We start from the raw sequence: 20917 nt of genomic DNA on the forward strand, positions 1-20917 counted from the left end.
CACTGATTTCCTGGCATGCTACGGTCCCCTTCACTTTTCAGATCCAGGTAAGCCATTCGACCCAGAGATCTCCCTTCGAATCTCTCCCGGCTGCACCGGGGATACATCAGAGCGCCTCGTGGCGCACTCGGCCCAGACGACTTTCCCGCCCTCGTTAAGCGGCCGGGTCCCCCACCGCCTGACGAGCGCCTCCATGAGAAGCAGCCCTCGTCCGCTTTCAGCGGCGTAGTTGACGGCCGGAACGACCGGAACCACGTCGGACCGATCCCAGGTCTCGACGACGGCGCCCCCGTCCTCCCGCCGATAGACCCGCACGACCACCACGTCCCCGGCACGCGACCCATGCACGATCGCATTCGTGGCCAGTTCGCTGACGACCGTCCGCGCGACGTAGTCCTCCAGTCCCCACGCCCCGAAGACCAGCCCCACGAATTCCCGGACGTTCCTGATCTCCCCCACATCCGCCTTGATCACCATCGCCGCCGGCTCCTCCACGCCATCACCTCCACCGCTTGTCGTGACTCAATGCATATGATTGAGCGCGCGGCGTAGTACCGGCAGCAAAGCGCGACAACATAGCGAGCCCACTTGCACCCACTTGCAAGTGCTTCCGAGAGGTGGCCCCCCATGCCGTCTCGAATGCCCACCAGGCAAACGATCGCCTTCGGCGACGAACTGGCCCGGCTCCGCGAAGATGCCGGACTTTCCCGACTCGAACTGGCAAACCGGATACCGGTGACCCGCAGCTACATCGGCCAGGTGGAGAACGGCACCACCCGCTGCCGGAGGGAGTTCGCGGCCGAACTCGACAAGGCCATCGACAACGGCACCGCCATGGTCGACGCCTGGGACGACCTCCTCAAGTCCAGCCGGTACCCACCGTGGTTCGCCGACTACCCCGTGGCCGAGGGCACCGCAGCACTGCTGCGGGCCTACGAGACCATGTTCGTCTACGGCCTCTTCCAGACCGAGGCCTACATCCGCGCACACCTCTCGGACGAGGTCGCCGTCGAAGGGAGACTCCGCCGCCAAGCCGTGCTGGAGCGCGAGAATCCACCGATGCTCAGCATCGTCCTAGCTGAAAACGTCCTCTGGACGTGCATGGGCAGCGCAGAGGTAATGGTGGAGCAGTGCGAACACCTGCTCGCCGTCTCCGAGTGGAGCACCGTAACCCTCCAGGTCGCTCCTACCGGCTACTACCCCGGCTTCAACGGTCCGTTCAACCTCGCAACCCAATCGAACGGCGAGGATCTGCTCTACATGCCGACTGCCAGAGGCGGCACCACAACGAACTATCGAGAGGATATCTTGCACATAGTCGGCGCATTCTCGGCGTTGCAGGCAAACGCCCTGAGTGTCGACGACTCCCGTGAGTTCCTACGGAAGGCGGTAGTTCGGTGGACTTGATCACGTGGCGGAAGGCAAGGCAGAGCGGTGATCAAGGTGATGCATGCGTGGAGGTGGCGCGGTTCCCCGAGGCCGTGGCCGTCCGAGACTCCAAGGACCCCGATGCCGGACACCTCACCCTCACGCCCGACACCTTCCGCGCACTCCTGACCGACCTCCGGCGTTGAGTCCCGCCGTCCCGCCAGGTCACGGAGTGGTGGGACCAGGGATGGGACGGCGTTGGCGGCGGGATTCAGTTCCGCCGGTCCTGGTGGCACCTTCCCGGTGATGGCCGCGGTCGTCAGTGATCAGCGCTGGGTGCGGCGGCGCCGGTAGTAGTGGATGGTGACGGCGAGGAGCAGCGGCCCCCAGGCCAGCATCGGCGCGTAGGAGAGCCCGAACCACCAGGCGTAGAGGCCGCTGGGGTCCTCGTGGGCGGGATAGTCCCGATCCGGCTGGAACCATTCCCTGACGAAGGTGAGGCAGAACCAGAGGACGCCGATCGCGCCCAGTACGGCCGGGACGACCGCGGCCATCGTCGGGATGCGCCGGCCGCCCAGGAGGGGGACCCACCTCGGCACGACCTCGCCCCACGGCTGGACCAGGCCGAGGGTGAGCAGCGCCAGGCCCTCGACGAAGAGACTGAGCACGGTGACATACAGGGTGATCCAGCCCGGTGCCGCGTACAACTCGCCCATCGAGCCGGTGAACCCGACCGGAATTCCGAAGCCCAGCGCCAACCGCCACAAGCCCGAGGGCAGAACCGTCAGCGGCGCCGCATGAGCCGCCCATTTGGCCCATCGGGGGACTCCCGGCAGCGTCCGCAGCATCGGTGTCTTCGCCTCGTCCGGTGGCGGCGTGGTCAGACTCGTCGTCATCTGCCTCTCCTCGCGCAAGTGACAGCGGTGGTGATGGTCAGCGCCAGGCACGTCGCTCGGCTACCGGCAATGATCCGGACGGCCCGCCCACCCCGGACTCCCCCATTCGGGCCAATTGCGCCTTCGGCCCTCCCTCGTCGGCACGAACCCAGGCCGCTCCCGAGGGACGCCTTAGCGTTCGGCGTGTCCGTCTTGTACGTGGCGATCGCGCCAGCGCCGAGGAAGGCGATACCACCCGCGAGACCGAGTTCCAGCGACGTCCCGGTGCCGACGAACTGCGGCCGGCCCTGCAGGCAGGGAACCGAGTGGGCGCGACGTGTGACCGCGCCCGGATGCAGGCGCTCATGACAGCCGCATGGATCGGCACCGAAGCGCTCGATCGTCCGGGAGCTTCAGGAGGAGGCCGACCTGGAGGTGTTCGCAGACCGAAGGGGCCGATGATCCGTTCCAGGGGGTGACATGACAGTCAGGTCGCGTGTTCGGGGTGGTCCTCCGGAACGCTTCCGGTCCCGCCGCCGAGGGGCTCTTGCCCGCCGTCCACGGTGGGCACCGAATGGAGCGCGGCCGCCGCGACGGCCGCCGTGACGACGAAGATCACCGCGCCGACGACGGCCACGACGTCCAACCCGGCCATAAAGGCGTCGCGGGCGCTGTCGAGGAGGGGTGCGGCCATGTCGGCGGGCAGTCGTCCCGCCTCGGCCACCGCGTGGGCGAGGCTCTCGTGAGCGGCGTCGCCGACCGCCGGCGGAGCCTCCACCCGCGCACGGTAGACGGCGGCGCCGAGGCTGCCCATGATCGTGATGCCCAGCGCGACGCTGAGTTCGGTCGCCGACTCCGAAAGCGACGCCGCCGACCCCGCCCGTTTCGCCGGCGCCGATCGCACGATCAGGTCGGGGCAGAGCGCCACCGAAGGGCCGATGCCCAGGTAGATCAAGATGACACCGGGGACGAGGAGCCCATGGGCCAGGATCAGGAATCCGGCCGCCGACATCGTCATGCCCACCGCGATGACGGTCCCCGGTCGCATCCGCTGCGCCAGCGCGGGGGCGGCCATGGCGCTGACGGCGACGGACAGTCCCACCGGCGCCAGCCACAGCCCGGCCTTGGTCGGCGAGTGGCCTTCGACGAGCTGCAGCTGCTGGCTTACCAGGAGGAAGACCCCGGAAAGCGGAATCCCGCCGAGCAGAGTGATCGACAGTGCCGCGCTGAACGAACGGTTCGCGAACAGCCGCAGGTCGAGCAGCGGGTCGTCCAGCCGCCGCTGCCGCCGGACGAACAGGGCGCCGAAACCGGCCGCTGCCGCCATCGCCGCCACGGGGAGGGGCTGCCAGCCCTCCCTGGCGAGCTCCTTGAGCCCGTAGACCGCCGGCAGGATCGTCGCCAGCGACAGCGCCACGCTGGCCAGGTCGATCCGCCCCGCGCCCCCGGTCCGGGACTCGGGCAGCAGGACCGGGCCCACGGCCAGCAGCAACGCCATGACCGGAACGCCCATCAGGAACACCGATCCCCACCAGAACTCCTGCAACACTAGCCCGCCGACGACCGGGCCGAGAGCCGCGCCGACCATCATGCAACTGGCCCAGATCGCGATCGCGGTGCCCCGGCTGCGCGCGTCGGTGAAGAGCGTGCCGATCAGCGCCAGCGTGGAGGGCATCAGCGTTGCTCCCGCCACCCCCATCAGCGCCCGCGCGGCGATCAGTTGCTCGGGTCCGGTCGAGTACGCCGCCGCCACCGACGCCGCACCGAACGCGAACGCGCCCACCAGCAGCAGCCTGCGCCGCCCGATCCGGTCGCCGAGCGTTCCCATCGTCATCAGGAAGCCGGCGAGCATGAACGTGTAGACGTCCATGATCCACAGCTGCTGGGTGCCGCTCGCCCCCAGATCCGCGTTGAGGTGCGGCAACGCCAGATACAGCACGCTGATGTCCAGCGACAGCAGCAGCGTGGGCAGGGCCAGGACCGCCAGCCCCGCCCATCGACGCGTCGAGCTTCCCATCGAATGTCTCCTCCGTCTGTCGGTTCACCCGTACAGAGCGGAGGACGAGCGAGAAGTCACCGGCCTGAGCGATGACTACCTGTCACGCGCCCGGTCTATCCGGTATGACCGAATCTGCGCAGGACTTCCCGCGACTGGCGAGTCCCTACCAGCGCGAACTGATGGCCTACTGCTACCGGATGCTCGGTTCGGTGCATGACGCCGAGGACGTCCTCCAGGAGATCAACCTGCGGGCCTGGAAGGGCTATGGGCGGTTCGAAGGGCGTGCCCTGCTGCGTACCTGGCTCTACCGCATCGCCACGACCACGTGCCTGGGAGCACTGGAGAGCCGTGCCCGCCGCCCGCTCCCGGTGGACCTGTCACCACCGAGCACGGACCCGGGCGGCCAGGACATCACCGAACGGGCCGACCTTCCATGGCTGGAGCCCATCCCCGACGCGCTGACGTCCGATCCCGCCGCGACGGTCGTGGGAAGGGAGAGCCTCCGGCTCGCGTTCATCGCCGCGCTCCAGCACCTGCCGCCCCGGCAGCGAGCCGTCCTCCTCCTGCGCGACGTGCTGAAGTGGCGGGCGGACGAGGCCGCCGACGCCCTCGGTACGACGACGGTCGCCGTCAACAGCATGCTCAGGCGTGCCCGTGCCCGGCTGGAGCGCGTGGCGCCCGACCCGGACGCCGTCACCGAGCCCACCACGGCCGACCGGCGCGAACTTCTCGATCGTTACGTCAGGGCTTTCGAGGCCAAGGACATCCCCACACTGGTGTCATTGTTCACCGCGGACGCGTCCTGGGAAATGCCGCCGTTCCCATCGTGGTTCTCGGGCCCCGAGCACATCGGCCGCCACCTGGCGGCCAACTGCACGGTCGGCTCCGGAGAACTCCGCCTGCTGTCCACCCGCGCCAACGGCCAGCCCGCCCTCGCGACCTACATGCTCGACGACGGCGCGTACCGGCCCGCCTGTCTCCAGGTGCTCACCCTCGTCCCGGGCGGGATCCAGCGCGTCACCGCGTTCCAAGACCGGCGTCTGTTCGCGACGTTCGGCCTCTCCGAGCGGACCGGCATGCGCGCCGTCGCGCCGTCCCCCTAGCGCCTCTACCGCGCCACCGCCGCCGAGGCGTCCGCCCTCTGCCCGCGGGAACCCCGGCAACCGTGCCCGCTGCGCTCGATCGACGCCGACCACCGAACGCCCGTCCACCCGTGGCGGCACGCCCGGTAGCCGCCGCGTGGCCGGGCGGCCGCGGGTGCGATGGTCAGGCGGGGTCGCCGAGCAGCCCGGTCAGTTCGGCTGTGTGTTGTTCGGCGAGGTCGGGGCGGCCGTGGTATTGCGCGGGGGTGTTGTGGAAAAGCTCGACCTGCCACGTCCCGGAGTGGTTCTGGGCGACCAGGGATTGGACGGCGTTCGCGGCCGGATTGAGGTCCGTCTGCCCCGGTGGCACCATCCCGGCGATGGCGCGCAGCAGGACCACGTCCTGGCTGAGGGCGCGCACCTCGCGTACCTTCCACACGTACGCGGCGGTGGGATGGTCGGCGAAGATCGGCGTCAGGTGGTCCGCGACCTCCGCGCCGGGCACCTGGCCTCCATCGAAGCCGACCAGGGCGCCGTCCGGGGCGAACAGCGCCGCGTACCCGCGGGCGTCGCGCCGGTTCCAGGCGACGAGCAGCTCTTCGTACAGCGCATGCACCGCCGCCTCGGCGGATTTCGCGTGTTCGGTCGTCTCGTGCATGTGCCTCAGCATTGCAGCCGGCTGGGACGTTCTAAAGCGCCGATCTGGTGCCGTCGCGTTCAGCACAGAGCCTGGCAGAACCAATCGACTTCATAGCGGGTGCCGGCGTAGGGGCGTTGCTGGGCGCGGACCCTGGCGCGATTCGGGTAGTGCCACTTGCAGGATTCCTGCATGTTGATCCGGTGCGGATTGCCTCCGGAATCCGCACACCACCAGGTACGGCCTCCATCGCTGTAATTGACCCTCGCCTCGTACCCGAGACTCGCGCAGTAGGGCGCCATGCGCTTCAGGCCGCCGATCCCGCGCCAGCGCTTGGTGGGGCGCGTGGCCGTGGGCTTCCTGGTGGGCCTCGTGCTGGGCCTCGTGGTGGGCTCTTCGCTGCTCTTGGACGGGCTGCGCGGCGGCTTCCGTGTCCGCTGATCGGTCTTCCGGGTCGGCGAGGCGGTCGGTGTCGGCGCCGCGGCGGGCGGCCTCGCGGGCATCACCGCGGGCTGGCCCTGCCCTGAGTCGCGGTCGACGCCGAAGAGCACCACGAGCATCACTCCGAGCATGACCAGCGCGGTCGCCCCTGCCGCGCCGGCGGCGACCGCCCACGTCCGGCGCTTCCCCGGACGCGGAGCCGTCCCCGGGGCGGTGTCCGGCGGCCCGCCCGACCGCATGACCGCCGGCGACGCGGGAGGGGCGTCGCCGGACGGTTCCGGCGGCGCGGCCGCCGGTGGCACCGGGCCGGGGCTCCACTCGTCGTGGATGAGAGCGCTGGCCGCCTCGTCCGGGGCCTGCTCGCCCACCAGGTGGACGAGCAGTTCCTCGGCGGTCGGCCGCCGGTCCGGGTCGGGGTCGAGGGCGGCGGTGACCAGCGGGAGCAGGTCCTGCGGCACGCTCGACAGGTCGTACTTGGCCTGGTGCGCGCGGGCGGCGAGAACGGGCATCGGCCCGGTGCCGAACGGGTTCTCCCCGCTCACGGCGTGCGCGATGAGCGTCCCCCAGGCGAAGACGTCGGCGGCGGTGCCGTCCTGTCCCTCGAACGCCTGCTCTGGAGCGATGTAGCCGAGGCTGCCCATGAGGGCGCCCGTCCGGGTGTGGCGCTCCTCGGAGTCCAGGGCGCGGGCGATGCCGAAGTCGATCACGCGTGGCCCGTCGGCCGCGAGCAGGACGTTGCGCGGCTTGAGGTCGCGGTGCACCAGCCGGACGGCGTGGATCGCGGTCAGGGCGGTCGCCACCCCGACCGCGAGGCTGCGCAGGGACTCGGCCGGGAAGCTGCCGTGCGCCTCGATGTAGTCGGCGAGGGACGGCCCGTCGATGTACTCGGTGATCAGGTAGGGAAGCCCGTCGGCCTCGCCGTGGTCGAGCACCCGCGCCGTGCAGAAGGACGCGACACGGCCGGCGTTGGTCACTTCGGTCTCGAACCGCGCGCGGAACTCGGGGTCCCGGGCGGGCTCAGGGCGGATGACCTTGACGGCGACCTTCCGCCCGGAGGGGCTCAGCCCGAGATAGACCACGCCCATCCCGCCTTCGCCGATCCGGCCGAGGAGCCGGTGCGTGCCGACCGACTCGGGGTCGCCCGGCTCGAGTGGGAGCGCGCCAGAGCCGGTTCCAGACCAGACCTGTCGGTTTTGTGGCGTCATCGATTCGGTGATCCTGTGGTGGGGTCAGCAGCGGTGGCCGGGGGCGGCGTCCGACCTGTGGACGGCGAGTTGGATCGTTCCCTCAAGGGCCTGGGATCCGCGTCAGATGCGACGGACCTCCGAGATGATCTTCCTATCACAGGTGACGATCGCCCCGCGTAGCCCGGGGGGTGCGGAACGACACGGCCCCTCCGCCGTCGCGGACGACTCTCGCGGCGCTCCCGGCTCAGGAGGTGATGCGGGTTCCGGCTATCCAGCCCCAGGTCAGAGCGGAGCCGATCGTGGCTCCCGGGGAGACGATGCCGGGGCCGATCACGGCGGCCATGGCGTTGCCGGCGGCGTAGAGGCCGGGGATGGGGCGTCCCGTGCCGACCGGGGGGGAGAGCGTCCCATTTCTGCCCGACCTGGTCTTGGACATTCGGCACTTCGTGACGATCGTTCCCCGTGCGGGTTGGCTCACGACAGGAGACGGCCCTATAGTCCGGGCGCCGGACCTTCGAAAGGGACGGCATGTCGGATTCCTCGGCCGCGGCCGGCCGGACTGACGGACGCGGGCCAAGACGTCAGCGCAGGCCGGTGCGGCTTGCGCTGGTATGTGCGGCGATCGCCGTCGTGTCGTACGGGTTCACGCTCACCGTGATCAGTGACACCTTCTTCTGGTTCGCGATCCCCGGGGTACTCGGACTTCTCACCGCCGTGATCATCGCTACGCACGCGGTGCTGAACCGGCCGCCGGGGAAGGACGCTCCCAGGGTGCAGTTGACGCGCTACGCCGTGATCGTGCTGGTGTCCGTCGCACTGGTCGCCGTGCCGTTACTGGCGGACGTCCGCTACCTCTATCCGTTCGTTGGCATCGGCATGATGACCTTCCTCGTCGCGTCGAGGCTCCTGATCGAGCAGAGGCGCGGTGCTTAGGAGTCGGTGAACACGGCGGGCGAGCGCCCTTCGCCTCCGGTCGCCCAGAGCTCGCCGGTACCCGGGACGGCGTCGAGTTCGGTGACGGTGCCCGTCGGGGAGACCTGAACCTCCTGCCAGGCCCCATCGCCGTGGCGGAACAGCTTGAACTCGTACGAGCTCATCCGCATGATCGCCCATGGTGTGCCCGTATCGTCCGCGGCGAGGGTGCGCATCTCCGTCATCCCCGGAGGGCCGGGAATCGTGGTCCACGTGGCGCCGTCCCAGTGCAGAAGGGTGGCGCGCGTGATCGCCCATACCTCGCCGGCGCCGACCGGGGCGACCCCGATGAGCCGTTCTCCGGCGCCGGACTCCGTGTGGGCGGGGACGCTCGTCCAGGACGATCCGTCCCAGTGGGCGATCGCCGGAAAATCGGGAACCCCGTACCTGTTCCTCGACGGCTCCGTCTGGCCGACCGCCCAGGCGTCCGTGGGCGTGCGTGCCTGGATGTCGTTGACGTATCGGAGGTCGGCGGGGACGGGGGTGCGGACCCAGGCGCCGCCCGCTCGCCGGTAGAGGGCGTCGCCTCCGGACTCGCCCATGCGCGCCCATACGCCGGCCGCACCACCGTGAAGACCCACCAGGTTCCCGTCTCCCGGCGGTTCGGAAGGGTCGAACGCCCGGCCGTTGAACGCCGCCAGATAACTGTTCGAGGAACCGCCGTAGATCCAGGTCTCTCCCCCGCCGACCACGACACGCCTCATCGCCGCGTCCGCGCCGAAGTCCCCCCAGCCGTTGATCGGGTACTCCCGCCAGCGTGAGCCGTCCCAATGCCTGACGACGGGGTTGCCGCTGCTGGAGATGACGCATGGCCACATGGCCACCGGCTGGATGCAGAACGAGCCCTGGACGCCCGCGATCCACACGTTGTCGGATGCCGCGGCCGAGATGTCACGTATGCCTGCTCCCGGCCACAGGAAGGGCAGGTCCACCTTGCGCCAGGTGTCGGCGGAGGCGGGCTGGGCGGTGGCCGAGACGGCGAGGACGGCGGCGGCACCGGCGGCCGCGGCCCGGAGGAGCGCACGCTTCATGCCACCACCCTGTCCCGGCGGGCCGTCCGGCGCTTGTCATATCCGCACGAATTTGCCAGCAAATACTGATATGGATGTCCAGTGGTGGCCATGCCGCCCGCCGGGGCGGCTCGCGCTCGCTCGTCACCTGTCTCCGCCGGCCGTTCCTGGCTACTGTTTCCGGCGTGCTGATGGGGCGTGACCGCGAACGAGACCGCATCGCCGGGCTGCTTGAGGACGCCCGTTCCGGACGGAGCGGAACGGTCGTCATCCAGGGCGAGGCGGGCATCGGCAAGACCGCGCTGCTCGACCAGATCGCGTCGGACGCCGCCGACATGCGGCTCATCCGCGGCGCGGGCATCGAGTCCGAGACCGAGCTGGCGTTCAGCGGCCTGCACCTGATGCTGCATCCCTACGGCGACAGGTTCGACGCGCTTCCGGCGCAGCAGGCGGCGGCGCTGCGATCGGCGTTCGGACTCGCCGCCGGGCCGGCCGGCGACCGCTTCCTGATCGGCGCGGCCACCCTCACGCTGCTGTCCGAGCTGGCCGCCGACCGCCCGGTGGCGTGCCTGGTCGACGACGCGCAGTGGCTCGACCGGGCCTCGCTGGACGCGCTGCTGTTCGCCGCCCGCAGGCTCGGCGCCGACCCCGTCTCCATGGTCTTCACGGTCCGGGACACCGCTCGCCCATTCCCCGACCACGGCATCGACGTCCTGCGGCTGACCGGGCTGGACCGCGCCACCGCCCACGACCTCGTGGGCACGCACGCGCCGGGCCTCACCGTCCCGATCCGGGAACGGCTCCTGGACGAGGCGGCCGGGAACCCGCTCGCCCTCATCGAGCTGGCGAACTCCCTCGGGTCGCGGCCCGTCCACGAGGCCGGGCCGCTGCCGGTCGGCGGCCGGGTGCAGGAGGCCTTCCGCCGCCAGCTCACCGAGCTGCCGGACGCCACCGGGCGGCTGCTCCTGGTGATCGCGGCGGACGGCACCGCCGACCTGGACGTCGTCCTGCGCGCCGCGGAGACACTCGGCCTCGGCCCGGCGGACCTGGGTCCCGCCGAGGAGGCCAGGCTCGTCGTCCTCGACGGCGGGGACGTGCGGTTCCGGCATCCGCTGATCCGCGCCGTCACCTACCAGAACGCCGCCCACCACCAGCGGATCGCCGTCCACGACGCCCTGGCGAAGACACTCGGCGACGAGCACGCCGACCGCCGCGCCTGGCACCTCGCGGCCGCCGCCACCGGACCGGACGAGAACGTCGCGGCCGAACTGGAGCGGGCCGCGCACCGCGCCGGCCACCGCGGCGGGACGGCCGCCGTCGCCACCGCCTACGAGCGTGCCGCGCGGCTCAGCACCGAACCGGAGGGCAAGGCGCGGCGGCTCGTCCACGCGGCACGGGCCGACTACGACGCCGGCCGCCCGGACCGGGCCACCCGCCTCGCCGCCGAGGCCGCGAGCCTCACCGCGGAGGACGGCGTCATCGCCGAGGCCACCTTCATCCGCGCCCAGGTCGCCTACGAGCGCGAGTCCCCGGCCGCGGACGCCGCGCTCGCGCTGGAAGGCGCGAAGCTCATCACCGGGAGCGACCCCGAGCAGGCGGTGTCCATGCTGACCGAGGCCGTCTGGTCCGCGCGGGACGCCGGTGCGCACGACCTCGTGCGGCAGAGCGTCGAGCAGCTCAGGAAGGTGCGGCTCCCGGCGGGCTCGGCGAAGACCCCGGTGACCGGCGCCCTGATCGCCTACGGGCGGCTGCTCGAAGGCGGCGCGCCCGGCGCCGTCCCGCCGATGCGCGCACTCGTCGACGCCGCGCTGAACGGCGAGGTCGAGGACCTCGTCGAATGCGTCATCGGCGGCTACATGGGCCTGCTGGTGGCCGCCGACCGTCCCGCGACCGCGCTGCTGGAACGCATGGCCGCGGACGCCAGGGCCCAGGGCGCGCTCGGCTGGCTCCCCTACATCCTCGAACCCCTCGCGATCGGGCGGCTCCTGCTCGGCGACGTCCGCGGCGCGGATTCGGCCGCCGCGGAGGGCATCTCGCTGGCCGCGGACATCGGCATGGACATGCAGGTCACCGCTCTGAAATGCATCGCCGTCCGGCTGGAGTCGGACGCGGAGCGCAGCCGGGCCGAGGCGCCCGGGGTCCTCGCGCACGCCGGCCTGCACCCGGCCAACGCCGCGCTCGCGTCCTGGGGGCTCGGCCTGCTCGACCTCGCCGGCGGCCACGCCGACGGCGCCCTGGAGCACCTGGACGCGGTGTGCTCCGGCCCGGCCAGGCACGACCTGCTGATCCGCGCGGTGCCCGACCACACGGAGGCCGCCGTGCGGGCCGGACGCCCCGACCTGGCCCGCGCCTACCTCCCCGCGTTCGAGGCATGGGCGGCGGCCACGTCGAGCACGGGGATGGTGTCCCGATGCCGTGCGCTCCTCGCGGACGGCGACGAGGCGGACGAGCACTACCGGACCGCGCTGAGCCTGCACGGCGACCATCCCTACGACGCCGCCAGGACACGCCTCCTGTACGGCGAGTGGCTGCGCCGCCGGCGCCGCCGCACCGAAGCCCGGACCGAGCTGACCACCGCCGAGGACGCGTTCGCCCGGATCGGAGCGGGCGTGTGGGCCGAGCGCGCCCGCACCGAGCTTGAGGTGCTCGGAGACCGTCCGGCCGCGCGCACCGGGGACGCCGACCCTTTGAAGCGGCTGACCCCGCAGGAACTGCAGGTCGTGCGGCTCGCGGCCGTCGGGCTCAGCAACCGCGAGATCGGCGCGCAGCTCTACCTGAGCCCCCGAACCGTCGGGCATCACCTCTACAAGGCGTATCCGAAGATCGGGGTCACCCGCCGCATGGAGCTCGCCCGCCTGCTATCGGTCACCTGACTTAACCCCACGGCCGCGCCACCCCGGCGCGTCCCGCTCACAACCGTTCCAGGTGCTCGCATTTCCGCTCTGACCAGCGCCATTCGACACCCGTTGCCCGACCGATGCGGGCCGCGTCGCCGCGCGCCTAGCTTCGAGTCACCTCGAAGGCCCGACGAACGGAGAAGGAAATGCTTCTGGAGAACAAGACCGCGATCATTTACGGCGGCGGCGGATCGATCGGCGGCGCCGTGGCGCGCGGCTTCGCCGCAGAGGGCGCGCGGGTCTTCCTCGCCGGCCGGACGCCCGCCACCCTCGACGCCGTCGCCGACGACATCCGGGGCGCGGGCGGCCTCGCCGAGACGGCCCGCGTGGACGCGCTGGACGAGGACGCCGTGAACGGCTGGGTCGACTCCGTCGCCGAGACGGCGGGCAGCGTCGACATCTCCGTCAACCTCATCTCCCACAACGCCCTGTTCATGCCCCTGATCGAGATGCCGGTCGGGGACTTCGCCCAGGCGATGGAGAAGGTGGCCCGGACGTTCCTGGTGACCACGCAGGCCGCCGCCCGCCACATGGTCAAGCAGGGCTCCGGCGTGATCCTGCACTTCGGCGGCTCCGACGCCACCAACCACATGCCCGGCCTCGGCACCGTGCAGGTCGGCTCCGACATGGTCGAGGCGATGCGCCGCCAGTGGGCGTGCGAGCTGGGGCCGCACTCCATCCGCGTCCTGACCATGCGGTCCGGCGGCATCGTCGAGTCCATCCCGGACGTGCCGGAGATGGCCCCGGTGAAGCAGCAGATGGTGGACGCCACGCTCCTCAAGCGCGCCGCCACCCTCACCGACGTCAGCCGGGTCGCCACGTTCCTGGCGTCCGACCACGCCGCGAGCCTGACCTCGACCCAGGTCAACATCTCCGCCGGCGCGCTGGTGGACTGACCCCCCGGTGGACTACAGGGCAGGATCGCCGACCTGGGTGATGAGGAAACGGCTGCGGGGAATCGCCGGGGCGCGCCGGGGGCTGATGCGCAGGTCCTGGGCGGGAACGGAGTAGCTCATCCACCGGGTCAGCGCGGTCACCGAGGTCTTCATGAGGTCCTCGGTGATCCATTCCCCGGGGCAGCGGTGCCCTTGACAATGGTCACCGCCGCCCTGGGGAATCATCGAGTAGGAATCCGGGCCCCGGCCGGCGAAACGCTCCGGGCGGAACTGCTCGGGACGCTCCCACAGGCGCGGATCATGGTTGGTGCCATGGAGGTCGAGGAGAACTCGCCGGCCCTCGGGAAAGCGGTGGCCGCGCCACTCGAAATCACGTGCCGCCCGCGCCGCGACCATGGGGAAGAACGGATAGAAGCGGCGCACCTCCTGAACGAAGGCTTCCAGAAGTCCCGGGTCGTCCTCTGCCGCCAGCCGGTGCCGCCAGTGCGGGTTACCGTGCAGGGCCATGGCCGCGAAGACCACGAAACGCGCCACCGCGACCGTGGGCCGCAGGACGTTGAGCAGTTCCACGCCCGCCACGTCCAGCGGCAGGAGCCGTCCATCGGTGTCGCGGTAGGCGGCAATCTCGTCCAGAGCCGTTCCATGGCCGGGCCTTTCGCGGGCGCGCGTGACGTGCGCGGCGGCCCATCGGTCGCCCAGCCTCCGGGCGGCACGTCCGCGCAGGTAGCGGGGCTCCAGCGCCGCCGGAGCCTCGATCAGCGCGGTGAGCAGCCCGGTGATCGCGGGCAGCTGGCGCGCCGCCACCGGGACCCCGGTCCACGCGCAGGCGGCCTCGCACAGCAGCTCGCTGACCTTGTCGTACAGGACGACCTGCCGTTCGCCCCGCCACCCCTCGATGCGGTCCCGCCAGAGCCGGGCGCTGATCTCGCGGAGTTCGTCCCGGGCGTCCTGCGTCATCAGGGACATGAACAGCCGCTTGCGGGCACGGTGGCGTTCCCCGTCGAGCGACTGCACCCCGCCCTCGCCGAACAGGGTGAGGCGCAGCCGGCGGGGCGCCGCGCCGGCCCGGACGAAACGGTCCGGGTCGTAGAAGAGGCGGGCGGCGTCCGCGCCCGTCATGCAGGTGGTCTTCTGGAGCAGCAGCCGCGTCTCGAAGACGTCGCCGCGCAGTTCACGTGCGCGGGCGGGCAGCAGGCCGTAGGGCCGTGCGGCCAGCGGCAGCGTGTCGTCCAGCCGGTCCATGAGGCCGGTCAGGGGCATGGTGCTCCTCAGGGGACGATGATGAGTTTGCCGCGCGTGTGGGAGGCGCGGCTGGCGTCGAAGGCGTCGCCCACCTGGTCCAGCGAATAGGTGCCGGCCACCTCGACCGTGAGCGCGCCACGGTCGGCGAGGGCGGCCAGCCGGGCGAGCTCGGCGCCGGACGGACGAACCCAGATCCAGTGCCCGCCGTGCTTCTCCACCTCGTTCTCGGTGATGGAGACGTGGCGCCCGTCCGGCCGCAGGACCGACAGCGTGGTGTCGAGCTGGCCGCCGGCGAAATCGGCGACCGCGGACACGCCGCCCGGCGCCAGCTCCCCGACGCGGTCGGCCAGGCCCTCCCCGTAGGTCACCGGTTCGGCGCCGAGTTCGCGCAGGTAGCCGTGGTTCGGCTCGGAGGCCGTGCCGATGACGCGGGCGCCCCGGTCACGTGCGATCTGGACGGCGAAGGTCCCCACGCCGCCGGACGCCGCGTGGACGAGCAGCACGTCGTCCGGGCCGACGTCCATGCGGTCCAGCGCACGCTGCGCGGTCATCCCCGCCAGCGGCAGCCCGCCGGCCTGGTTCCAGTCGAGCGAGGCGGGCTTGCGCGCGACATCGTCCGCCGACACGGCGACGTACTCCGCGAACGTCCCCGCGCTGACGGCGTCCTTGCGCGCGTAGGACATGACCTCGTCGCCCGGCGCGAACTCCGGTGTGTCGGGGCCGAGCCCGCGCACCACTCCGGCGACGTCCCAGCCCGGGATGACCGGGAACACGGCGTCCATCATCCCGTCAAGGCCACCGGCCATGACCTTCCAGTCCACCGGGTTGACCCCGGCCGCGCGCACCTCGATCAGCACCTGCCCCGGGCCGACCTTGGGCTCGGGGACGTCACCGACCTTCAGGCGCGAGTTGTCCGGGGCGAAGGAGTCATAGGTGACAGCACGCATGCCCCCACCCTGCCACCGCACCGATCACCTAAACACGCGCGGCGTCCACGCGTCGCCGACCGGCCTTCGCGGTCGGTCAGGGCCGCGTCCGGGTCCGGGGCGGTGCGGACCGCCTCCGATGGCACCTTCCGCCCGCCGGCGTTCCTTTCGCTTGAACACCAACTGCACCTCGAAGAAGTCCTCGGCGACCACAGCTGGAACGTCGACCTGCAACAGCAGCGCTTCGAGTTCACCGGTAGCCGTCCCCTCGCCTGCACCGGCTTCCACCTGCTCGGCAGCGCGGCCCCCGGCCCGGGATCGTGGCTGTGGGCCTGGGCCAACCCGTCCGGTTTCCCGGCGCAGGTGACCGCGCTGTCGGCGACATTGCGTGAATTCGGGCAGCGGCACGGCATCGCCGAACTCACCTCCGCGGAGGTTCCTTTCCACGCACTGCCCGGCTCACCCGGCGAGGCGGCCGTGGCCGCCGCGTCTCTCACCGATGCCGCCAAGGCCATCACCGGCGGTTGGACCTCCTACAACGGCGACGCCGGTGGCGGCACCCGTGCCGCGTTCCTCATCGAACACCCGGACTTCCAGTTGCCCCCGCCCGAACCGGCACGCGTCATGCGCGTCCTCCAGCAGGGGCTCGCCGGCCTCCGGATGACCGATCACCGGCGCGCGGTGCACAGCTACGCACAGCGCCGGGGACTCGGCTCGCAGTTCAGCGCCGACTACATGCAGTTCTCCCTCACCGGGCCTGGCTTCGGAGCCACCATCGACTTCGACCAGTACAACCGGATCGCCAACATCAAGGCCACGCTGTCAGCACCGAACGGCACCTGACCACGCACCGCGGACCACAGCGGCCCGGTCGCGCCTGCAGGCGCAGATGCAGGACGGTGCCAGGTACGCGGTCTCGCCGAACCAGTTGCTGACCGAACTCAGCGTGTCCTGGTTCACCAACACGGCCACCTCGTCGGCGCGCCTCCATGAACCGCCCTGCATCCTCCTTCACTGTGTCCGTCAATCGTTCGTTTTGCGCTGTGGCGCCCACCGGTGGGGGTCGGCCTCCAGGGCGGCCCGGTCCCAGTGCCCATGCTCGGCCGCGGCCTCGTAGGTGGTCTGTAGGAACTCGGTCAGGGCCGCGTCCGGGTCCCGGGCGGTGCGCACCGCCTCGTACGGCAGCAGGAACTGGCCGTTCTCCCTGCTGTAGTACGCCGCGGACGGCCCCACCGGATGGTCGGCGAACCCGTCCGGCTCGGGGTAGGCGTAGGCGTAGAAGGCCCCCTCCTCGCCGCCGCCGGGCCAGAACCCGCAACTGCTCAGCTCACGGGAGTAGCCCTCCTCCATCACCCAGTCCCCGCAATTGGGGGCTCCGCCGGGGTGCTTCGGAGCGTCCCTTCCGGAGAACCGGGTGCAGGCGAGGTCCATCGCGCCCCAGAAGAAGTGCACGGGGCTGACCTTTCCGACGAAGCGGGACCGGAACTCGCCCATCACCCGTGCCGCCTGGAGGAGCTGGCGCCAGAACAGATGGGCGGCCTCGGGGTCGTACGAGGCGTGCTGCTCGTCCTCCGCGAAGGGCACGGACGGCTCCACCTCGTTGGGGCGCGCCTGGATGTCCGCCTCGATCCCCATCTCGCCGAGGGCGTGCATCGTCCGCGAGTAGAAGTCGGCCACCGTCATGGGCCGCAACCGCACCTCACGGTCGTCGCCGTCACTGCCCCGGATGTGCAGGCGGTGCTCGACGAAGTCGAACTCGATGTCGAAGGCCCCGGAGCGGTACGGGATCGCCGACGTCGTCAGGCCGCGCGGGCTGAGGTAGAGGGTGACCTGCCACCAGTGGTTCACCAGGGGCGCGTGGACCAGCCGGATCTTGCCGACGATCTGCGTCCACATGTGCAGCGTGTCCCGGGTCGCGGCCCAGTCTGCGACGCGCAAACGTGGCCATGCCTCATGATCCGCCAACGCGGCTCCCTTCGAACAAAGCCCCCGGTCCGGGAGCGCCGGCCCATCTCCGGATCATCATGCCCCCGGCGCCATCCCCCAATCGGCCGAGCTCGCCTCCCAGAATTTACGCGTAGGGAAGTTCCTACGTTTGACACGTAGGCGTCCTCCTACGTATTGTCGGCGGCATGAACATCACGCATGTGCGGCTGCTGACCCTGCCGGTGTCCGACCAGGACGCCGCCAAGGACTTCTACGCGGGCAAGCTCGGATTCGAGGTGGTGACGGACGGCGACGCCGGGCCGATCCGCTGGCTCCAGCTCGCCCCCAAGGGCGCGGCGACGAACGTCGTCCTCGCCGATCATCTGCCCGGCCTGGCGCCGGGGAGCGTCCAAGGGCTGATGCTGGAAACCACCGGACTCGACGCCGACTGCGCGGAACTGCGGCGCGCCGGTGTCGACGTCGACGGCCCGCAGGACCTGCCCTGGGGGCGCCAGGCCACGTTCACCGACCCGGACGGCAACGGCATCGTCCTCGCCGAGCGCTGACATGGACGTCTTCGCCGCACTCGCGAGCCCCGTCCGGCGGGAGCTGACGGCACTGCTGCTGGATGGGCCGCAGCCGGTGAACGACCTGGCGTCCCATTTCGCGATGAGCCGCCCGAGCGTCTCCGAGCACCTGAAGGTCCTGCGGGACGCCGGGCTGGTCAGCGAGCAGCGCAGCGGCCGGCAGCGCCTCTACCGGCTGGAGGCGGGTCCGCTGCGGGAACTGTCGGAGTGGCTCGGCCCGTACGAGCGGTTCTGGCGGGAGAGGCTCTCCGATCTGCGCGAACTGCTGGACGAGGAGGACGACCGATGACACGCGACGCGGAGGGCGACATGGGCGACGCACGTGCGGCGATCGAGGTGGACGAGTTCCTGCCGCATCCGCCCCGCAAGGTGTGGCGGGCGCTCACCGAGCCGGAACTGCTGGCCCGCTGGCTGATGCCCAACGACTTCAAGGCCGTGACCGGGCACCGCTTCACGTTCGCGACGAAGCCGATCCCGAACGCCGGGTTCGACGGGACGATCGCGTGTCAGGTCCTCGACATCGACGAGGAGCGCCTGCTGCGCATCAGCTGGGGCGGCGGCGGGCTCGACACGACGGTGACCTGGCGGCTCGTCCCCGAAGGGCACGGCACCCGCCTGTTCATCGAGCACGCGGGCTTCGACCTGGACGACCCCGCCAACGAGTTCGCCTTCCGCGGCATGGGGAGCGGATGGCGCACGAACGTCATCCGCGTCCTCCTGCACACGCTCACCGAGATCGAGTGACCCCTTCCAGCAACGACCTTCCAGTGGCCCCCGCCAGCGACCACCGGCCAATGACCACCGGCCAGCGACCACCGGCCAGCGACCACGAGCCAGTGACCACGGGGCCGGATCAGCCGACGGGTTCCAGTGGCTGCTCGGGGTCGAGGGGCGGGTTGCCCGGCTGGTCGGCGAACTGGGTGCGGTAGAGCTCGGCGTAGCGGCCGCCCACATCGAGAAGTTCTTCGTGGGTTCCCCGCTCGACGATGCTGCCCTCCTCCACGACGAGGATCATGTCGGCGGCACGGACGGTGCTGAGGCGGTGGGCGATGACGACCGCGGTGCGGCCGTCCAGGGCCTCGGTCAGGGCCTCCTGGACGGCGGCCTCGGACGTGGAGTCGAGGTGGGCGGTGGCCTCGTCCAGGATGACCACGCGCTGCTGGGCGAGGAGGAGCCGGGCGATGGTGAGGCGCTGGCGCTCGCCGCCGGAGAGCCGGTAGCCGCGTTCCCCGACGATGGTGTCGAGCCCGTCCGGGAGGTCCCTGATCAGGGTTTCCAGGCGGGCGCGGCGCAGCACGTCCCAGAGGTCCTCCTCGGCGGCCTCGGGGCGGGCGAGGAGGAGGTTCTCGCGGATCGACTCGTGGAACAGGTGCCCGTCCTGGGTGACCATGCCGAGCGTGTCGCGGATGCCCTGGAACGACAGGTCGCGGACGTCGACGCCGCCGAGGCGGACCGAGCCGGAGTCGACGTCGTACAGCCGCGGGACGAGCTGGGCGATCGTCGACTTCCCGGCGCCGGACGAGCCGACCAGCGCGACCATCTGGCCGGGTTCGGCGCGGAACGACACGTCGTGCAGGACGTCGACGCCGCCGCGGGTGTCGAGGGTGGCGACCTCTTCGAGCGAGGCCAGGGACACCTTGTCGGCGGACGGGTAGGCGAAGCGGACGCCCTCGAACTCGACGGAGACGGGACCGTCCGGGACGACCTCGGCCTTGGGCTTCTCGGCGACGAGCGGCTTCAGGTCGAGGACCTCGAAGACGCGCTCGAAGCTGACCAGGGCGCTCATCACCTCGACGCGGGCGCTGGCGAGGGCGGTCAGCGGCGCGTAGAGCCGGGTGAGCAGCAGGGCGAGGGCGACGACCGCGCCGGCGTCGAGGCCGCCGCGCAGGGAGAAGAAGCCGCCGAGCCCGTAGACGAGCGCGAGGGCTAGGGCGGACACCATCGTGAGCGCGGTGATGAAGACGTGCTGCACCATCGCCGTGCGGACGCCGATGTCGCGGACGCGCCGGGCGCGGGCGGCGAACTCGGCGGACTCGCGGTTCGGGCGGCCGAACAGCTTCACCAGCGTGGCCCCGGGCGCGGAGAAGCGCTCGGTCATCTGCGTGCTCATCGCGGCGTCGTGCGCGGCGGCCTCGCGTTCGAGGCGCGCCAGGCGGGAGCCCATCCGCCGGGCCGGGAGGACGAAGACGGGCAGCAGGACCAGCGCCAGCAGGGTGATCTGCCATGAGATGCGGACCATCACGGCGAAGGTGAGCAGCACCGTCACCAGGTTGCTGACCACGCCGGAAAGGGTGTCGCTGAAGGCGCGCTGGGCGCCGATGACATCGTTGTTGAGGCGGCTGACCAGCGCGCCGGTGCGGGTCCGGGTGAAGAACGCGACCGGCATGCGCTGCACGTGGTCGAAGACGGCGGTGCGCAGGTCGAGGATGAGCCCCTCGCCGATGCGGGCGGACAGCCACCGGTTGGCGAGACCGAGGCCACCCTCGGCCAGTGCGAGGACGGCGATCACGACGGCGAGCCAGACGACGGTGGACGTCGAGGACTGGTCGACGATCGCGTCGACGACCTGCCCGGCCAGCACCGGGGTCGCCACCGCGAGGACTGCCATCACCACGCTGAGCAGGAGAAACACGGCCAGCAGCCGTCTGTGCGGACGAGCGAACCGGCCGATGCGGCGCAGCGTCGCCTTCGAGAAGGGCCTGCTGTCTTGCGCGTTCATGGCGTTGTGCAACGACATCCACGCGGTGACTTCCATGTCCATGACGAACCCCGTTGATCGTTAGCCTGGAAGAGCAAGCATGCGACCTCAATGAAGGTTGAGGTCAAGTCGCCACCCGTGCCCAGGGTCGCGCGGGGGTACGACATTTTCAGA

21 protein-coding genes are annotated in these 20917 nt (G+C 71.1%); 10 read left to right on the top strand and 11 right to left on the bottom strand.

Annotated features, from left to right (window positions below):
• Positions 1–30: 30 nt before the first annotated feature.
• Positions 31–495 (bottom strand): ATP-binding protein, encoded by a 465-nt coding sequence (locus E1285_RS24295; RefSeq protein WP_132155876.1) that lies wholly within the window; start codon positions 493–495, stop codon positions 31–33.
• A gap of 144 nt (positions 496–639) precedes the next feature.
• Here E1285_RS24295 and E1285_RS24300 point away from each other — a divergent pair, with 144 nt between their 5' ends.
• Both E1285_RS24300 and E1285_RS24305 read left to right on the top strand, forming a co-directional pair.
• Entirely contained in the window at positions 640–1407 is a 768-nt protein-coding gene (locus E1285_RS24300) for a helix-turn-helix transcriptional regulator (RefSeq protein WP_165966738.1), read from the top strand.
• The gene (locus E1285_RS24305; RefSeq protein ID WP_132155880.1) at positions 1398–1574 is read left to right on the top strand and encodes a DUF397 domain-containing protein; all 177 of its coding nucleotides are present in this window, start codon (positions 1398–1400) and stop codon (positions 1572–1574) included. Before E1285_RS24300 ends, E1285_RS24305 begins: the two co-directional genes overlap by 10 nt.
• Positions 1575–1694: 120 nt before the next feature.
• Here the strand turns inward: E1285_RS24305 and E1285_RS24310 are convergent, their stop codons facing one another.
• Together E1285_RS24310 and E1285_RS24315 are read right to left on the bottom strand one after the other, a co-directional pair.
• Complete coding sequence (locus tag E1285_RS24310) at positions 1695–2264, bottom strand: hypothetical protein (RefSeq protein WP_243723013.1); 570 nt, start codon at positions 2262–2264, stop codon at positions 1695–1697.
• Positions 2265–2730: 466 nt separating this feature from the next.
• Positions 2731–4260: an MFS transporter gene (locus tag E1285_RS24315; RefSeq protein WP_132155882.1), complete on the bottom strand. Its 1530-nt coding sequence runs from the start codon at positions 4258–4260 to the stop codon at positions 2731–2733.
• 104 nt (positions 4261–4364) lie between these two features.
• On the opposite strand from E1285_RS24315, the gene E1285_RS24320 reads away from it, so the two are divergent.
• Entirely contained in the window at positions 4365–5345 is a 981-nt protein-coding gene (locus E1285_RS24320) for a sigma-70 family RNA polymerase sigma factor (protein WP_132155884.1), read from the top strand.
• 163 nt (positions 5346–5508) lie between these two features.
• Here E1285_RS24320 and E1285_RS24325 read toward each other — a convergent pair whose 3' ends face one another.
• The 3 genes from E1285_RS24325 to E1285_RS45735 form a co-directional block, all read right to left on the bottom strand.
• A complete protein-coding gene (locus E1285_RS24325; RefSeq protein WP_132155886.1) occupies positions 5509–5982 on the bottom strand; it encodes an SgcJ/EcaC family oxidoreductase in 474 nt (157 codons plus the stop codon).
• 59 nt (positions 5983–6041) lie between these two features.
• Entirely contained in the window at positions 6042–7607 is a 1566-nt protein-coding gene (locus tag E1285_RS24330; RefSeq protein ID WP_132155888.1) for a serine/threonine-protein kinase, read from the bottom strand.
• A gap of 226 nt (positions 7608–7833) precedes the next feature.
• Complete coding sequence (locus E1285_RS45735) at positions 7834–8025, bottom strand: hypothetical protein (protein WP_165966739.1); 192 nt, start codon at positions 8023–8025, stop codon at positions 7834–7836.
• 158 nt (positions 8026–8183) lie between these two features.
• Here E1285_RS45735 and E1285_RS24340 point away from each other — a divergent pair, with 158 nt between their 5' ends.
• On the top strand, positions 8184–8522 hold the full coding sequence (locus tag E1285_RS24340; protein WP_132155892.1) for a hypothetical protein: 339 nt from the start codon (positions 8184–8186) through the stop codon (positions 8520–8522).
• Here the strand turns inward: E1285_RS24340 and E1285_RS24345 are convergent.
• A complete protein-coding gene (locus E1285_RS24345; protein ID WP_132155894.1) occupies positions 8519–9592 on the bottom strand; it encodes a hypothetical protein in 1074 nt (357 codons plus the stop codon). The genes E1285_RS24340 and E1285_RS24345 overlap by 4 nt on opposite strands.
• A 170-nt stretch (positions 9593–9762) precedes the next feature.
• On the opposite strand from E1285_RS24345, the gene E1285_RS24350 reads away from it, so the two are divergent.
• Together E1285_RS24350 and E1285_RS24355 are read left to right on the top strand one after the other, a co-directional pair.
• On the top strand, positions 9763–12444 hold the full coding sequence (locus E1285_RS24350; protein ID WP_243723017.1) for a LuxR family transcriptional regulator: 2682 nt from the start codon (positions 9763–9765) through the stop codon (positions 12442–12444).
• 170 nt (positions 12445–12614) lie between these two features.
• The gene (locus E1285_RS24355) at positions 12615–13364 is read left to right on the top strand and encodes an SDR family oxidoreductase (RefSeq protein WP_132155898.1); all 750 of its coding nucleotides are present in this window, start codon (positions 12615–12617) and stop codon (positions 13362–13364) included.
• 12 nt (positions 13365–13376) lie between these two features.
• Here the strand turns inward: E1285_RS24355 and E1285_RS24360 are convergent, their stop codons facing one another.
• Both E1285_RS24360 and E1285_RS24365 read right to left on the bottom strand, forming a co-directional pair.
• The gene (locus E1285_RS24360) at positions 13377–14624 is read right to left on the bottom strand and encodes a cytochrome P450 (RefSeq protein ID WP_132155900.1); all 1248 of its coding nucleotides are present in this window, start codon (positions 14622–14624) and stop codon (positions 13377–13379) included.
• An 8-nt stretch (positions 14625–14632) separates the two neighbouring features.
• The gene (locus E1285_RS24365) at positions 14633–15553 is read right to left on the bottom strand and encodes an NADP-dependent oxidoreductase (RefSeq protein ID WP_207946781.1); all 921 of its coding nucleotides are present in this window, start codon (positions 15551–15553) and stop codon (positions 14633–14635) included.
• Positions 15554–15655: 102 nt separating this feature from the next.
• Here E1285_RS24365 and E1285_RS24370 point away from each other — a divergent pair, with 102 nt between their 5' ends.
• Complete coding sequence (locus tag E1285_RS24370) at positions 15656–16375, top strand: DUF6882 domain-containing protein (RefSeq protein ID WP_132155904.1); 720 nt, start codon at positions 15656–15658, stop codon at positions 16373–16375.
• 180 nt (positions 16376–16555) lie between these two features.
• On the opposite strand, the gene E1285_RS24375 is transcribed toward E1285_RS24370, so the two are convergent.
• Positions 16556–17470: a DUF5996 family protein gene (locus E1285_RS24375; RefSeq protein ID WP_279510089.1), complete on the bottom strand. Its 915-nt coding sequence runs from the start codon at positions 17468–17470 to the stop codon at positions 16556–16558.
• Positions 17471–17664: 194 nt separating this feature from the next.
• Here E1285_RS24375 and E1285_RS24380 point away from each other — a divergent pair, with 194 nt between their 5' ends.
• From E1285_RS24380 to E1285_RS24390, 3 genes are read left to right on the top strand one after another with little or no spacing between them, the layout of a single operon-like run.
• Positions 17665–18024: a VOC family protein gene (locus E1285_RS24380; protein ID WP_132155908.1), complete on the top strand. Its 360-nt coding sequence runs from the start codon at positions 17665–17667 to the stop codon at positions 18022–18024.
• 1 nt (position 18025) lies between these two features.
• A complete protein-coding gene (locus E1285_RS24385) occupies positions 18026–18334 on the top strand; it encodes a metalloregulator ArsR/SmtB family transcription factor (protein ID WP_132155910.1) in 309 nt (102 codons plus the stop codon).
• Complete coding sequence (locus tag E1285_RS24390; protein ID WP_243723014.1) at positions 18331–18789, top strand: SRPBCC domain-containing protein; 459 nt, start codon at positions 18331–18333, stop codon at positions 18787–18789. Before E1285_RS24385 ends, E1285_RS24390 begins: the two co-directional genes overlap by 4 nt.
• A gap of 109 nt (positions 18790–18898) precedes the next feature.
• Here E1285_RS24390 and E1285_RS24395 read toward each other — a convergent pair whose 3' ends face one another.
• Positions 18899–20806, bottom strand: coding sequence for an ABC transporter ATP-binding protein (locus tag E1285_RS24395; RefSeq protein WP_132155912.1), 1908 nt, complete (start codon positions 20804–20806; stop codon positions 18899–18901).
• Between the last annotated feature and the right edge of the window lie 111 nt (positions 20807–20917).

It is taken from the genome of Actinomadura sp. 7K507, assembly GCF_004348425.1.
Classification (GTDB): Bacteria; Actinomycetota; Actinomycetes; order Streptosporangiales; family Streptosporangiaceae; genus Spirillospora.

What these genes read in the sequence shown, in the direction of transcription:
- E1285_RS24300 (WP_165966738.1), top strand. Translation starts at nt 640, where the DNA reads ATGCCCACCAGGCAAACGATCGCCTTCGGCGACGAACTGGCCCGGCTC.
- E1285_RS24310 (WP_243723013.1), bottom strand. Translation starts at nt 2,264, where the DNA reads ATGACGACGAGTCTGACCACGCCGCCACCGGACGAGGCGAAGACACCG.
- E1285_RS24315 (WP_132155882.1), bottom strand. Translation starts at nt 4,260, where the DNA reads ATGGGAAGCTCGACGCGTCGATGGGCGGGGCTGGCGGTCCTGGCCCTG.
- E1285_RS24320 (WP_132155884.1), top strand. Translation starts at nt 4,365, where the DNA reads ATGACCGAATCTGCGCAGGACTTCCCGCGACTGGCGAGTCCCTACCAG.
- E1285_RS24325 (WP_132155886.1), bottom strand. Translation starts at nt 5,982, where the DNA reads ATGCACGAGACGACCGAACACGCGAAATCCGCCGAGGCGGCGGTGCAT.
- E1285_RS24330 (WP_132155888.1), bottom strand. Translation starts at nt 7,607, where the DNA reads ATGACGCCACAAAACCGACAGGTCTGGTCTGGAACCGGCTCTGGCGCG.
- E1285_RS45735 (WP_165966739.1), bottom strand. Translation starts at nt 8,025, where the DNA reads ATGTCCAAGACCAGGTCGGGCAGAAATGGGACGCTCTCCCCCCCGGTC.
- E1285_RS24345 (WP_132155894.1), bottom strand. Translation starts at nt 9,592, where the DNA reads ATGAAGCGTGCGCTCCTCCGGGCCGCGGCCGCCGGTGCCGCCGCCGTC.
- E1285_RS24350 (WP_243723017.1), top strand. Translation starts at nt 9,763, where the DNA reads ATGGGGCGTGACCGCGAACGAGACCGCATCGCCGGGCTGCTTGAGGAC.
- E1285_RS24355 (WP_132155898.1), top strand. Translation starts at nt 12,615, where the DNA reads ATGCTTCTGGAGAACAAGACCGCGATCATTTACGGCGGCGGCGGATCG.
- E1285_RS24360 (WP_132155900.1), bottom strand. Translation starts at nt 14,624, where the DNA reads ATGCCCCTGACCGGCCTCATGGACCGGCTGGACGACACGCTGCCGCTG.
- E1285_RS24365 (WP_207946781.1), bottom strand. Translation starts at nt 15,553, where the DNA reads ATGCGTGCTGTCACCTATGACTCCTTCGCCCCGGACAACTCGCGCCTG.
- E1285_RS24380 (WP_132155908.1), top strand. Translation starts at nt 17,665, where the DNA reads ATGAACATCACGCATGTGCGGCTGCTGACCCTGCCGGTGTCCGACCAG.
- E1285_RS24385 (WP_132155910.1), top strand. Translation starts at nt 18,026, where the DNA reads ATGGACGTCTTCGCCGCACTCGCGAGCCCCGTCCGGCGGGAGCTGACG.
- E1285_RS24390 (WP_243723014.1), top strand. Translation starts at nt 18,331, where the DNA reads ATGACACGCGACGCGGAGGGCGACATGGGCGACGCACGTGCGGCGATC.
- E1285_RS24395 (WP_132155912.1), bottom strand. Translation starts at nt 20,806, where the DNA reads ATGGACATGGAAGTCACCGCGTGGATGTCGTTGCACAACGCCATGAAC.